Here is a 15,089-nt window from a genome sequence, read left to right as displayed (position 1 = left end):
ATCGACAACAGCAAAAACATCTTGACTCAAGGTAAAACCATGCCATTGCCAGTATCACAAGAGTTACAAAGCCTCATCTCCAGTCAATGGGAGTCCTTCTGCAATGCGACTTCAATTGAAAACTCACCGCTGAGTTCCGATCCTTTACTGTTGAAAACATTACAAACCGTTTGGGCAGGAAGTGAGTTTGTGGCTCAAAGCTGTATTCGCCACCCAAACATGCTGCTTAAACTGATACACAGCAATGACCTGAACACAATTTACGAAAAAAACAGATATCACACCGTACTCTCAAAACAACTCACAAAAGTGACTGAGGAGGCTGCACTGCTTGATGTCTTGCGCCATTTTCGTCGGAGAGAAATGGTGCGTATTGCCTGGCGTGACCTCGCACAACAAGCCTCGCTTGATGAAACCCTCTCCGACCTATCTGAACTTGCCGAAGCGTGTGTTGATGAATCGTTAACACGGCTTCACCAATGGCAATCAAAAATCTACGGAACACCCGTTGATGAAAATAGGGTTCCACAGAAAATGGTTGTCATCGCGATGGGTAAGCTCGGCGCTCATGAATTGAATTTTTCCTCTGACATTGATCTGATTTTTGCCTATCCATCGCAAGGTCAAACAACAGGCCGATCCAAAAGTTTAAGCAATGGTGAATACTTTACCAAACTGGGGCAGCGCCTTATCAATGCACTGTCGGCCTTAACACCTCAGGGGTATGTATTTCGTACCGACGTGCGCTTACGTCCATTTGGCGACAGTGGCCCTTTGGCCATGAGCTTTGATGCAATGGAAGCCTACTATCAAGCTCACGGCCGAGACTGGGAACGTTACGCCTGGGTTAAAGCACGCATCATCTCGGGTGACTCCGCTGCAGGTGAACAATTACTGAAAATCATGCGCCCCTTTGTCTATCGTCGTTATCTGGATTTTAGCGCCTTCAGAGCATTGCGAAAGCTCAAACAAAGCATCAATCATGATGTTGAGCGCCGAAAAAAAGAGAATAATATCAAGCTGGGCATTGGTGGAATTCGTGAAGTAGAGTTTATTGGGCAAGCCTTTCAACTGATTCGTGGTGGCAGAGAGCCTGAGCTGCGAGAACGCAGTATCTTAAAAATTTTACGCCTGCTGGAGCAAAAAAACTACCTGCCTAGGCATGTTGTTCTCACTCTGACGGAAGCCTATGTTTTTTTACGCCGTACAGAAAATCGTCTGCAAATGATGGAGGACAAGCAGACACATACGCTGCCTGAAAACAAATTAAGCCGTGAACGACTGGCCTTTTCCATGGGGTTTTCCAATTGGCAAACATTTATGACGGCACTTGAGCAACATCTGAATCAAGTTCATAGCCACTTTGAGCAGGTGTTTGATGCTCCTCAAACAGACCATTTCACGCAATTTTCTGATATATGGCAAAGCAGCGCTCATTCAGAACAGGCCATCGCACTGCTCACGCAGGCTGGCTATGATAGCAACACCGCAATTGAAATTGCTCAAACCCTCACACAGTTACACCATTCATCACGCTATACAAGCCTAGCTATGATGGCCAAAGAGCGCCTTGATCGACTGATGCCACTGCTACTTGGCGCAGCACTGACTCAAAGCCAATCAATTAAGCCATTACAGAGGCTCATCCAGTTTATCGAAGCCATGACTCGGCGCAGTGCCTATTTTTCGCTCCTCACTGAGAACCCGATGGCACTTTCCCAACTGGTGCAATTAAATCTGGCTTGCCCCTGGATTACTGAGCAGTTAACACGCTACCCCTTATTGCTGGATGAATTGCTTGATCCAAGAGTGCTTTATACGCCGCTCGATAAAACCCGCATGGAAATTGAACTGGCCTTTCAACTTGAGCAAATTAAAGAGGATGACCTTGAGCGCCAGATGGACGTACTGCGCCAGTTCAAAAAGGCACATGTTTTACGTGTGGCCGCAACAGATATTATGGGTAAACTACCACTCATGAATGTCAGTGATTATTTGACGGCAATTGCAGAAAATATTTTACAACAGGCCTTGCAACTCGCATTAAAACGTTTGACCAAAAAACATGGGATGCCGCAGCAGCACAATGCAAGCACCGATATTGATTTTGCTATTATCGGTTACGGCAAACTAGGTGGCATTGAGCTGGGTTATGGCTCCGATCTGGATCTCGTTTTTTTGTATGACGACCCTCACAGCGATTCACAAACAACAGGCGTGAAACCCATCAGTCATGCACAGTTTTTCACTCGACTGGGTCAAAGTATTATTCATATGCTCAATACACTGACTTCATCAGGAATGCTCTATGAAGTTGATATGCGCCTGCGCCCCAATGGCTCTTCTGGCCTATTGGTGAGCAGCCTGGATGCTTTTTCTACTTATCAACACTCGTCTGCCTGGACATGGGAACATCAGGCATTGATTCGGGCACGATTTATCGCGGGCAACAATCAAGGTAGGCTTTGCGACAAATTCACAGCGATTCGGCAAAAAGTACTTTCAGAAAAAGAGCCATTAACAACACTGAAACAAGAGATAAAAAAAATGCGAGAGCAGATGCGTCAAACACTCACAACGAAGCAACAGGGAAAATTTGACCTTAAACATGCTGTGGGAGGCATTGTTGATATTGAGTTTTTAGTACAATACGGCATCCTTGCCAACGCACACAAGCACCCAGAGCTGCTTCGTTGGACGGATCACCTGAGCCTGCTCGAAGCGCTCACTAAAATATTCTTTTTTACAGAAGAGGAGTTTAAACAATTGAGCAACGCTTATCGCAGCTATCGCCATGCGGGTCACCACCAAGTGCTTCAGGGAAAAAAGGCTTTAGTTGATAGTCAAAAATTTAAAGAAGAGAGCAGTCAGGTTAAAACAATTTGGCAGAAGTTGCTTGATAAGTCGCCATGATTGTAAATTAGAGTTGCATCTGTAGAGTGAGTTTTATTCGAAAATCTCTTTCAACGCTTTGGTTCTAAGGATAAATAATCATGTACGCATTCGATATCATTATCAAAAATAAACGATTCAAGGAAAAACATAATCAACAATACGAGGACTGGATAGACTGGGCTTATGATTATGTTTTTCATTTAGACCGGACGGGTCAAATTATCAAAAAAGACCACCCAATAATTGTCGATGATTTAACGCTGCGAGTACCTGTTATTTGCCCTGAAAAAGATTCGCTATTTTTAAAATATTGCAGTGAGTACAGTTTAGACTTGATAGAAAAAATAGAAAAAAATACAGGTAGCACCATAGAAAGTATATTCACAGGAAGAGATGCAGGTAATCCAAATTATACAGTTCCTGAAAACTCATCCTATTATATATTAAGAAATGGCTGGGAATCACCATTGCTTTGTGGTGATACACATCGCCCCATACCATTATATAGATTTCCTGGTACAGATCATAACGGAGTGGATTACGATAATATTTATTTCTGGAATCAAGATTTTGAAAGGTTGTCTGGATTGTGGTTATCTAGTGGTGCATACGAAGCATTTACACAAGAACAAATGCAAAACCCTTTCTCCAGCATTAATAAATCTGGGCGTAAACTGTGTGCATTAGTTGAAAAACTAACGGCTGTACCAACCTATTATTTTCTCTTCAATTATCGAGATGGGTCACAAAAACAAGACCAACAAAGAAAATGTCCAATCACAGGCAATGACTGGCTTATAGCAGATAAAACATCATCTGATTTTATAGCCTTTAAATGTGATGAAAGTAGATTAGTTTCAGAGTTATCCACAAATGTGAACAGTGAAGATGAGTCTTGAAAAAAGGGACGTAATTTATGCGGACTACCCCGCTGCCAACAACAAAATCACTCAAACAAAGCCAAGCAGATATACACATTCACACACACAACACCAACCTTCTCGTACAGTCTTCCTGGCATCAAACCGTTTCTTTTTCTATAAACGGACTCAAGTCATTGCTATAGATTAAAAAAATCACTACTCTGTGTGAGTCGGAACAACAGGATGGCCGATTTGGTTCAACATAGTTGACCCAAATTCAACGGAAAACTCAGACCAATAAAAATCATAAGGAGCTAACATGAAATTTAGCACACTGACAATCACGCTTCTATCTTCAGTTCTTTTATCCGCCTGTGTATCCAGCGGTAAATTCGAGACCGCACTCGCCGAAAAAGATGCCATGCACCAATCTTTGGAGAGCGCTCAAGATGAAATTAGTCGTAATAAAGAAAAAATTAAAAAAACCGAACAGGAGCTGGATTCTTCTAAAAAGCAAATTGCAAAAACTCAGGACGAGTTAAACAAACTTGAAGCAAGAAAATTGGCGCTTCAAAAGGAGCTTTCAGAGTCTCAGGAAAAAATGGCCACTCTGAGTAATATTGAAGCCGAAACTAAACGCCGTAATGAAATATATGCACAGTTTGTTAATCGATTGAAAACCATGATTGATGGGGGTCAATTAACGGTCAGCATTGAGCAGGGCCGGATTGTCATTAACCTTCCGAACAATGTTCTGTTTAAGAGTGGAAGTGCTCACTTAAACCCCGAAGGTAAAGAGGCTCTAGCTAACATTGCATTAGTACTGAGCCAGTTTTCAGACAGGCGCTTTCAAATTGAAGGACACACAGACAATAATCCGATAAAAAGCGCACGCTTTCCGAGTAATTGGGAATTATCCACAACCCGAGCTCTCACCGTCATCCACCTACTGACCAGTATGGATGTTGCCCCTGAGAATATCTCTGCGGCTGGTTTTGGTGAATTTCGCCCGAGATCTGAGAATGAAACTGAAGAAGGCCGGAAGCTTAATCGCCGGATAGAGATCGTTATGCTACCAAACCTTGATATTTTATCAAGCGAGCTACCAAAAGTAACGCGTTAGACTCCATAATAAATAGCAGAATACCCCAACGGAATCCTTCGGCTGTTGGGGTTTAGCTTAATTTTCTCAAACTCAAAACTCCAACCTAAAGCCTAAAACAAAGTTATTTCTAATATAGCTGACCAATGCATTTTGTTCGAGTGTTGCAATCGTCTCACCGCTTAATACAATGTTAGATGAAAATTCGGAGCGTATAATTTGCCAACTATATTGGCCATAAAAAAATAGTTGTGAATTTAATCTATAATTCAGCCGTGCGGACAGTTTATTTTGTAAATTTGATCGACGCTTCTTAAAACCTGTAAATGAATCAGGATTCTTGAATCTTGAATACAATAACTGATAGCCCAAGCTTCCTGAGAGCTTATGTTTAAAACTTTTACTCAAATAGGTGCTGAATTCGTGACTGGTATTTGCAAAATCTGAGTCCACTTCATTTTTATTGTCTGTTCGTGTCAGGGTATACCCCAAACGTAAATTACTACGCATCGCAAAAGGCTGCCTAAGAGTCGCTCCCACAGTATAAATTTTTGCATCAGAAATCGTTCCGACTAATGACTCTTTATCCGTATAAGATAACGTTCCTGTCACCGTGGAACTCACATCAGAGCCCCAAGTCTCAGGAGAGATACTTTTCATATTCAAGCGCCGATAGCCACTCGCTTTATACACTGAGCTCTTGCTGATAGCTTCATCCAGCATCAAACGACTGTTTTTCCGATAGCTGTAGCCCAGTGTCCAGTAACGATCTACCGGCCCGGAATTGACAGAAGCGCTTGCATCATAGGAGAAAAAATCAAACTGTTGCAGATGAAAAACCGAATATGATGGCGATAGACTGAAGTCATATTTAAGGTTCTTCTTTGGCCTGAACTGGTATGCCATATTAAAAAACAGGTCAGTGCGATAATCAGAGTCAGGTTGTTCAGGGTTCTGATTCACATTATCGTCATAGCCCATTTGATAGGTCATAGCATAAGAATCAGGCCGCAGACGACGATCAACAATACGTATACGCTCTTTTGATTTTTCAGCCAATTTTCCAGTGGAACCATTCACAATCTGCCTATAGCCCACGGCGGCTTTCTCATTTTCTCCCTGCTGCTCATAAAGCAGTGATAAAAACCATAACCCCGGAATATAACCTGGTTTCAACTCCAGTAGCTTTTCATACATTTTCACCGCCTCGTCTAGATCCCCTTTGCGGTTTTTTACAAATCCCATATAAAGATAGGGTTCGTATTCATCTGGATTCAGATCAATCAGTGCCTGAAATAATTTTTCTGCGGCATCATAGTTTTCAGCTTTTAATTCAGCACGAGCCAATACAACTTGTGCTTTGAACAGTAATTTTTCTGATTTTTCAGGGTCACCTTCGAGTGTCACTGCGGTTAAATAGGCCTCAGCGGCCTCATTAAACTCCCCCAAACCAAGCAGAACATTACCCAACTGCTTATAACCAATGGGATTGGTTGGATCAAGCTCTGTCACGCGTTTATATAATTCTCGCGCTTTATCGAGCTGCTTCATGTGGAGATATGTGCCTCCGAGACCAAAATGAGCTCGCGGATTATCAGGATCTAATTCGACGGCCTTTTTAAATTGTGCCTGCCCTAACTTTAATTTCCCCAGTTTTGAAAGTCGTGTTCCATCATTCATATATGCATTTAGCATCACTGCTTTCAGTTGTTTTTTTTGTATATCGCTCTGCGTCGTTACCGCTGCTTTATCAAGCTGCACGAATGCTTCATCAAACTTTCTTCCACTTAAATAAGCGCGAGCCAAGCCAAATTGAGCTTTAAAATTATCTGGGTTAATTTCAGCAAGCTGAGTAAATGTTTTTACAGCCTCTTCACCTCTATTTTGCTCCAGATAAGCAGAACCTAAAGCAAAGAGGGCTGCGGGTGAATTAGGGCGCTCTTTCAACAACTTTTTAATCTCAGCCTCACCCTTCTCATACTCTTTTTTCTGAAAAAAATCTTTGCCTTTTAAGAGCCATAAGCGAGTCTGTGCTTGTTTACCTCGTTTGCTATCAGGCTCTTGCGTAACAACCTGAGAAAAATGATACCGCTCTTTTTCAGCATTCCCCTGCTGACCAAATATTCTCGCAACATTCATATGTGCCCCCGCTGCCTTTGGGTCTTGCTCAATCACTTGCAAGAATACTTCTTGTGCCTGAGTCAACTGTTTATTCATCGAATATGCAATTCCAAGATGATTGAGCACATCAATATCATTTGGAAACTTTTTCAATGCGCTTAAAAAAATAGTAATCGCATTTTTAATATCGCCTGCACTGATATATTTTTTGCCGTGTGCAAGCAGCTTTTGTTTTTTCGTTCTTTGAGATTTATTGAACTGTATGGGAGCAAAAGCAGGAGCAGAACTATTAATGGTTTTTTGTGGCTGTGCAACTAACTGGGGCACCCACACTAAAAATAGTGTGGCTAATAACGCAGATATAATAGAGATCGGGAATAATTTACGCATAGTACTTATAATTAATAATATACCGTAAATTTCAACATGACTTTCCAGCTATCAAAATCAAGTTTTAGCTTTTCATAAACAGCGATATACTCCTCTTCATCCTCATCATAATAATAGTCACTCAGATAATACGTTTCATTATCCACTTTCTTTGTGGGCAAGTTCAGTGCCGCCGTACTGATATTATCCATTGCTAAAAAGTCCCAGCGCCGCTGTTGATTCTTAAGCGTTGCATCTTCAAGCCCAAAGCTATAGCCTGCCTCAAACCCAATTGAAAATTGTTCTGTTAAAAAGTATTCACCCCCGCCACCAAACTGCAACATCATGTTACCCGTACTTTGCGCCTGTACAATGATATTACGCTGCGGTGTGCTCACCAGTGCACCGACCACGGTATCACTTCGAATATCAACAAATTCAAAATTTAAATCTTCCCTGAAATCGATATCATACAGCTCATTCACACCGGCTTGAAAATAAAAATTATATCTATTACGTTGAAATAACCGATAGCGCCAACCCACAAAAAAATCGTTATACGATAATTTTGTTTTCCTGTGCTGGATCGTATTACTCAATATTTCCTGCAGTGGAAAATTAGCATTAATTGTGCCACTGGAGGTGCCTTCCCAGGAGCTGTAACCCAGCACTAAGGAGTGATTTTTATGTACGCGCCACTGAAATTCAACGCCCCCCGATAAACCCGCCTCTATATCATCCAGCGGGTTACTAAATGTAAAAGGTGTTTTTATACTATTGCCAACTTCGTCCAGACTGTTCGCTGTTAAAATAATAGGTGCCTTAAGCTCTTTTTCATTAAACAGTTTTAATTTAGGCTTGGAATAGCTAAGAACAGGGGAAAAGCCCCAAACGGGCTCATTTTCAGCATAAGCAACAGATATTGAGAACACCATGATAAAAGAGGCACTCAGAGACTTCATTCGTCCCTTATGTGATTGCACGAACACGTCCGATTTTTTTATCCATGGGTTTGTAGAATGAAAACAGTACCGGCAAAATTATTAATGCCACAAGGCAGCTTAATGCCATATAAATGATCACAAAGTATCCCAACTTAATATGCGGTGGAAATTGTGAAAATAGTAAGACAACAAAACCTGAAATAACAATCAAGGCATTCAATACAATCGTACGCCCGACTCGCCGGAACGTTTCTTCCGTCGCTAACATGGAATCTGAAAATTCATTCAACGCTGCTTTATATTTAAAAATGTAGTGCACGGCATAATCCACCCCCACACCAATCGCAACACCTGCAGCTAATGTTGTTGATACATCAATCGGTATTCTTAACGCACCCGCAACACCCGCCATAATTAACGTTGTAATCGTGACAGGTAACACCACAAACAAGCCGATGACCATGGATCTAAATAACAGTGATGCAATAAGGAAAATGCCAATTTTTGAAAATATAATTGCAATTGCCTGGCTTTCGATCAACAGTTTCGCCCATACAAATGAATTATTCGCTGAGCCCGCCAGATTCACTTCAACAGGAAAGTCTTCAAACTCCTTATCTATATATGACTCAGCGGCATCAATAATAACTTTAATATCTTGTGTGTGATCCGTTTGAATCGAAAAGCTCACAAGTGCGCGGCGATAATCATAATCAATCACTTCACTGAGCTGTTCCGGCTGCCCTGAGATCGAGAGCAAATAGAGATATTCACCGATGATTGCTCTGGAATCGGGCAGGACGTTATACGCTTCTTGCCCAGCATTTAGATTTTTATTGACACTTTTTAGATAATCAACAATAGACAGTGAGTCACCAACAAAGGGAAGTTGCTCCAGATGTTGCTGCATTTCTTCTATTTTTTTCAGTAATTCGGGGGATTTAATAGTGTCATTCTCTTCACTTTCAAACACCACATTGAGAAACAGTGTGCCATCAAATTTATTATTCAAAACATTGTTTGAAACGACAATGTCACTGTCTTCTCTGAAATCACTCATCCAGCTAGAATCAACAAAAAGGCGTGATGCACCCATCACAGAAAGTATAGAGATTGCGACAATAGTGACCGCAATACCTGTTCGATAACGTACGAACAATCGGCTCGCCTGAACTAGTCTTGAAGTTAATACACTTTGCTCAGAGCGAATTCGTATTGAGCGCTGCCTGGCTAAATAGTTACCCACTTTAGGTGTCAATAAACTTAATGCGGCTGGAATCAGCATAATAGAAATAAGCCAGCTAAACATAATGCCCAGCACGGTAAACAGGCCAAAGATTTTAAAAGGGGGCATCTCAGCAAAATAGAATGATAAAAATCCAATGGATGTCGTCAGCGAAGTCACCAAAAGTGGTGGCCCAAGCTCATGCATCATTTTTTGGACGATGTCATTAGCATCGTTATGCGGATCTTGCAATACATGATCATAATAACGACTCATTAAATGCACCGCATCACCAATTCCCACCGCTACCAAAATGACCGGTAACATCGTTGAAATGGTATACAACGGAATCCCCATCAGCACCATTACACCCATCGTCCAGATAATCGAAATCATAACGACTGCAATCGGCAATACAACGCCCCGTGCGGTGCGAAAAATCATGAACAGTGCAAATCCGATTGCAGCCACCAACATAGGAATCATGACTTTCATATCAGTCATCGCATCCAGCCCGGAAGTTACTTCAATGACGGGGCGACCCGAAATATAAACTTTATCAAAGCTGCTTTGTGAAGTCTGGCTGCCCCCTTCCCACGCTGAATTATCCCAATCACCTTGCCCCCAATCGCCATCTCCTGACCACTCGCCTTGCCATTCAGTCGCGGTGCCATATTCAGCATCGAGAATGGCTTTGACTTGCCAGTAAGTCATATAACGGTTGTCAGAACCTTCTTTGAGCCGTGCTCGAATCATGGCCGCTTTGCCATCTTGCGATACGATATTGCCCACAAAAAGATCGGCATTACCGTAGACAATTTTTTTCAACGCTTCGATCGAGGCTTCATCGGTTGCTGGTGTTTTCATCAATGCCATTGCACCAATGGACTCCTCATCACCGACAAACAGCGTTGCGGTCGAAAGTGAAACAACGTCAAGAGTCCTATTAGCTTTTATGCCGGGCAGTGCTGCAAGCTTTTCAGTAATTGAGGCGATATGGGCAAGTGTATCGGGGTTAAATATACCCTCCTCTTCATTGACGATTGCAATGACCATGGCATCTTTAACACCAAATATGGTATCCACTTTTTCATCATACAAAATGGCGGGGTGCCCATTGGGAAGATAGACGCGTGCATCCGTTTCCCAGCGAAGCTGAGGAAGCTGCAGTGCGAAATAAACCGTCAGCATTGCAATCGCTAACAATATAAGCTTCGGATATTTCAATCCCAGAGAGTAAAGAGGTTTCAACATAAAAAAACAGCAGCTCCAAGCTTAGGAAATTTTATAATCAGAATGAATATTTAAATTCAACAAAAAATCGGTCATTGTCATTAAAATTACCAAAGAATCGGGCACGCTGATCAAGTGCGACTATACCCGATTGTGTTGAACCCACACCCACACCAAACTGGGACTTTTTTCCCTGAAACAGATCAAAACCTGCGGTAAATTGAAAGCTGTCTGACATCAAAAATGTAACTTTCGGCTTTACATAGCTCTCTTTATAGTTTGGTGAATAAATAGCCAATAGTTCAAACAACCTTCGGCCTTTTGAGAATGGCTTGCGCAAATAAAGGCTGATCGTGGTCTCAAACTCATCCTGAATAATCGGCTTGTCATACGCAAAAATAATCCATTGTACAATGGCTGGAGAAATTTCCATGCCTTTGTAATTAAAATCAACGCCCAGCCCCCAGCGGACATGTGCTTTTTTAAACTCCCCATTTTGATCAAGAAAACCATCATTATCACCATCTGTTGTATTTTGAATACCAAAATATTTATCCGGTGCATAAGCAAGTTCGCCTTTTAAAATGGTTTTTCCGATGGGTTTGAGAATCGTTGCCCCCCATAGTGACATACGTGAATAAGTGGGGAAAAATTCAGGATCAGCATCTGCTATGATTTTCATGCGACGAAACATCACAGGGTAATCATCCCATGTATAAAAGTAGCTCAGCGCAATTTGTGAATCAAACCATTGATCCGTCGTCATACGAAAAGCAAACTCGGAATTTACAAGTTTATATGACTCAGGATAATAAGTACCTTCAACATTCTGTAATAACTCCCATTCAGAGCCACTTGGAGCGGGTTTATGAAACTTGAGTTCAGGGATCCATAGAAATTGATACGTCGCTTCATCTCGATAGTAATCCACCTTGGCCGTCCAGAGTGGTATGCGATAGTCGAGCAGGTCAGGTAGCGTTAACTCTCTAAAGTCGATAGGATTAATTTCATCCGTCACTCTATTTCCTTCAAGTATGCCCCAAATAACATATTGTTTACCTAAGCGAATATCAAAATCATCCAGAAACAAATCAACATAAAATTCACGCAGCTCTGCCACTGATGAGTCCTTATTTTCTTGTAGATCTTCTATAAAAACCAGCGGCTCCTTCTCTTCACGTTCCAGACGCGCTGAAATCGTTTGATAATCAAACAGATCATAAGCATGGTCATAATAGGCCCAGCCTGCAATATTAAACTGCATGGTATCACTCGCAACATACTGCGCTTCCAGATAAAGTATGTTTTTAACCTTCGTTATTGAGCGAGGCTCACGAAAGCGATATGCGAGCTCATTCTTTAAGTACCCACTAACCGTTAGCTCTGGTACGGTTAATGCGGAAAAAAACTGTGATAAATAACCTTTACCTTCAATAGCAGAGGCTTTTGGCACCTCTGTTTGTGTTTCTGATCCCTTTTCTTTCTCAGCAGGTTGAGTATCACTCGGCGCATCAACATCGCCCTCTTTATCTTCGGGGTCAACAACCAGAGGAATATCAATCTCTTTGTTTGATGACTCATCTGAGTAACGATCAATTTCCGGCCTCTTTACAGGCTCCAGCTTCTCAAACTCTTCTGCCTGGGTCTCCAGCGGCGTAATTCCTAATGCACTATCATCCGTAAAACGATTATCTTCCAGAGTAGGAGGCTCTGCATAAACAACGGCACTTAATAGTAGAGCAACAAGCCAAAAAGCCTGGATTAATACACGATTCATGGAAAAACTACGATAAAACATCCAAAACATCTCATTTAAAAAGCGTATTTAAACTCTACAAAAATTCGATCATTATCATCAAAGTTTCCAAAAAAGCGGGCTCGCTCTTTAACAATGACTAAATTGCCTGTTTGTGCATTTCCGCCAACCCCGACACCAAATTGCGAATTTTCACCGCTGAACAGATCAAAGCCAGCCGTTATTTGCAAGCTATCTGTAATTCGAAAAGCAATTTTGGGTTGTAGATAAGCATCCTTAAAGTTAATTGAATAAATCGCCAGAAGCTCAAATAGTGCATTAATTTCATGCAACTCCTTGCGCAGATAAAGACTCAAGCTGGTATCAAACTCATCCTGAATGATGGGTTTGTCATACGCCATAATGACCCACTGGACGATTGCAGGTGAGACTTCCATGCCTTTGTAATTAAAATCAACACCCAGACCCCAGCGAATATGAGCTTTTTTGAACACCCCATTTTGGTCAAGAAATCCGTCACCATCGCCATCGGTATCATTCGCTATACCGAAATATTTATCGGGTACATAAGCAATCTCACCTTTTACGATGTATTTATTCACTGGTTTGATAAAGGTCGCACCAAAAATAGAAATGCGCGTATAAGTCGGAAAAAAGGTCTGCTCAGGATCAAAATCGACTCTCATTTTTCGAAATAACACGGGGTAATCATCCCACGTATAAAAATAGCTCAGTGTTATTTCAGTCTCTAAAAACTGACCTGTTGTTGCTTTTAAAGCAAATTCAGCATTGGAAAGCTTATAGGACTTCGGAAATGTCGTATTAGGGACTTCTTGTAATAGCTCCCACTCTGATCCTTGGGGGCCAGGTTGGTGAAACTTAAGCTGTGGAATAAGCACAAACTGATAATCCGCTTCATCTCGGTAATAATCGACTTTAGCAGACCAGAGTGGTACACGATAATCTAGCAAATCAGGTAAAAAAAGCTCGCGAAAATCCAGCGGATTTATCTCATCAGTCACTCGATTACCTTCAAGCACTCCCCAGATGATGTATTGCTTGCCAAGGCGAACATCAACATTTTCAAAAAACAGATCCAGATAAAGCTCCCTAACTTCGGCAACGGGAGAGTCTGTCTCCTCAGGCAGGTTGGCTATAAAGACCAACGGCTCTTTCGCTTCACGCTCCAGGCGTGCCGCGATTGTCTGGTAATCGTACAAATCATAGGCAAGATCGTAATAAGCCCAGCCCGAAAAATTTAATTTAATATCGGGAGTCATTTCATAACCTGCATTCAGGTAAAAAATATTTCTGATTTTCGTAAAAGAGCGCGGCTCGCGTAAGCGATATGCGGTTTCATTTTTCAGATAGCCACTCACACTGAGTTCTGGCCACTTTTCAGCGACAAAAAACCGAGAAAGGTAGCCTTTCTCTTCGGTGTCAGCAACAGGCTCTTCAATCACTTCTACTTTAGTTTTAACTTCAGGTAGTGGCTCTTGGCTTGTTTCAGGCTTAACCGCTTCACTCAAAGGCTCAGCCCCCTCCATCGACAGATCATCTTCCAAGTTAGAGTCAGGGAGTAGCTTTATATCCGCTTGCGCATCGTCAAAGCTTGATGTATCGGGTGCAAAGACCCCTTCAGGTGCCTCTCTATCCTCTTCAGGAACACCGTCAAGGGCTGAATAGCTAATACTGGGAACAATAAAACTCCCCCCCCCCCACAAGCAAATCAATATTTTGAGAATATTTTTTATATTCAATTTCAAACCCTGCAAATTTTCACATGCATAACGCAGTAGTATTGCCTGCAAAAATCAGATGAAATATGAACATAGAAAAAATCAAGCCATGCAGAAAGTAATTAAGTAATTGTTTTAACACCGTCCTTGCTGCCCAGCAACAATACATCAGCGGGGCGAATCGCAAACAAACCATTTGTCACCACACCCGCAATATTGTTCAATTGTGCTTCCATTTTTACAGGTTCCATAATTTTCATGTTATGAACATCCAGAATAATATTGCCATTATCCGTTGTAAACTCTTCACGAAGTACTGGATCGCCGCCCAGCTTAACAATTTGACGCGCCACATAACTCCGCGCCATTGGGATCACCTCAATGGGTAGTGGGAAAGTGCCCAAGATATCAACCAATTTGGAGTCGTCGGCAATACAGACGAAAGTTTTACTGGCAGCAGCGACTATTTTTTCACGCGTCAATGCACCGCCACCACCCTTAACAAGGTGCAAAAAACGTGTTGACTCATCAGCGCCATCCACATAAACAGAAAGATCACCCGCTGAATTCAGATCTATTACATCAATGCCATGGCTTTTTAAACGCATCGCGGTGACTTCAGAGCTTGCCACTGCACCATCAATTTTATGTTTAATTTCTGCCAGTGCATCAATAAAGTGATTGGCGGTAGAGCCTGTACCCACACCGATAATTCCACCCACATCCACATACTCCAGCGCCGCTCTGGCCACCTGCTTTTTCATTTCATCTTGTGTCATTTTTATCTCCTGTTTCTAATAGCTAAATAATTATCTCAAAAACTGTAGACATAATACCGCAAC

9 protein-coding genes are annotated in these 15,089 nt (G+C 41.9%); 3 read left to right on the top strand and 6 right to left on the bottom strand.

The window, feature by feature from the left end:
* The first annotated feature begins 39 nt into the window (after nucleotides 1–39).
* The 3 genes from glnE (at nucleotide 40) to L3J70_06575 (ending at nucleotide 4,881) form a co-directional block, all read left to right on the top strand.
* On the top strand, nucleotides 40–2,913 hold the full coding sequence (glnE, locus tag L3J70_06585) for a bifunctional [glutamate--ammonia ligase]-adenylyl-L-tyrosine phosphorylase/[glutamate--ammonia-ligase] adenylyltransferase (GenBank protein ID MCF6236026.1): 2,874 nt from the start codon (nucleotides 40–42) through the stop codon (nucleotides 2,911–2,913).
* An 80-nt stretch (nucleotides 2,914–2,993) separates the two neighbouring features.
* Nucleotides 2,994–3,794, top strand: coding sequence for a Zn-ribbon-containing protein (locus L3J70_06580; protein MCF6236025.1), 801 nt, complete (start codon nucleotides 2,994–2,996; stop codon nucleotides 3,792–3,794).
* 283 nt (nucleotides 3,795–4,077) lie between these two features.
* Nucleotides 4,078–4,881, top strand: coding sequence for an OmpA family protein (locus L3J70_06575; protein ID MCF6236024.1), 804 nt, complete (start codon nucleotides 4,078–4,080; stop codon nucleotides 4,879–4,881).
* Nucleotides 4,882–4,953: 72 nt separating this feature from the next.
* Here L3J70_06575 and L3J70_06570 read toward each other — a convergent pair whose 3' ends face one another.
* The 6 genes from L3J70_06570 to rpiA all read right to left on the bottom strand — a co-directional run bounded on the left by L3J70_06570 (nucleotide 4,954) and on the right by rpiA (nucleotide 15,026).
* Complete coding sequence (locus L3J70_06570; GenBank protein ID MCF6236023.1) at nucleotides 4,954–7,371, bottom strand: tetratricopeptide repeat protein; 2,418 nt, start codon at nucleotides 7,369–7,371, stop codon at nucleotides 4,954–4,956.
* A gap of 11 nt (nucleotides 7,372–7,382) precedes the next feature.
* Entirely contained in the window at nucleotides 7,383–8,312 is a 930-nt protein-coding gene (locus L3J70_06565) for a PorT family protein (GenBank protein MCF6236022.1), read from the bottom strand.
* 7 nt (nucleotides 8,313–8,319) lie between these two features.
* The gene (locus L3J70_06560) at nucleotides 8,320–10,773 is read right to left on the bottom strand and encodes an MMPL family transporter (GenBank protein ID MCF6236021.1); all 2,454 of its coding nucleotides are present in this window, start codon (nucleotides 10,771–10,773) and stop codon (nucleotides 8,320–8,322) included.
* Nucleotides 10,774–10,810: 37 nt separating this feature from the next.
* Nucleotides 10,811–12,550, bottom strand: coding sequence for a DUF1302 domain-containing protein (locus tag L3J70_06555; GenBank protein MCF6236020.1), 1,740 nt, complete (start codon nucleotides 12,548–12,550; stop codon nucleotides 10,811–10,813).
* Nucleotides 12,551–12,564: 14 nt separating this feature from the next.
* Complete coding sequence (locus tag L3J70_06550; protein ID MCF6236019.1) at nucleotides 12,565–14,268, bottom strand: hypothetical protein; 1,704 nt, start codon at nucleotides 14,266–14,268, stop codon at nucleotides 12,565–12,567.
* 101 nt (nucleotides 14,269–14,369) lie between these two features.
* The gene (rpiA, locus tag L3J70_06545) at nucleotides 14,370–15,026 is read right to left on the bottom strand and encodes a ribose-5-phosphate isomerase RpiA (GenBank protein ID MCF6236018.1); all 657 of its coding nucleotides are present in this window, start codon (nucleotides 15,024–15,026) and stop codon (nucleotides 14,370–14,372) included.
* Between the last annotated feature and the right edge of the window lie 63 nt (nucleotides 15,027–15,089).

It is taken from the genome of Gammaproteobacteria bacterium (genome assembly GCA_021648145.1).
Classification (GTDB): domain Bacteria; phylum Pseudomonadota; class Gammaproteobacteria; order JAADGQ01; family JAADGQ01; genus S141-38.
The sequence above is the reverse complement of the archived record's forward strand: the minus strand, read 5'-3'. Positions and strand labels throughout refer to the sequence as shown.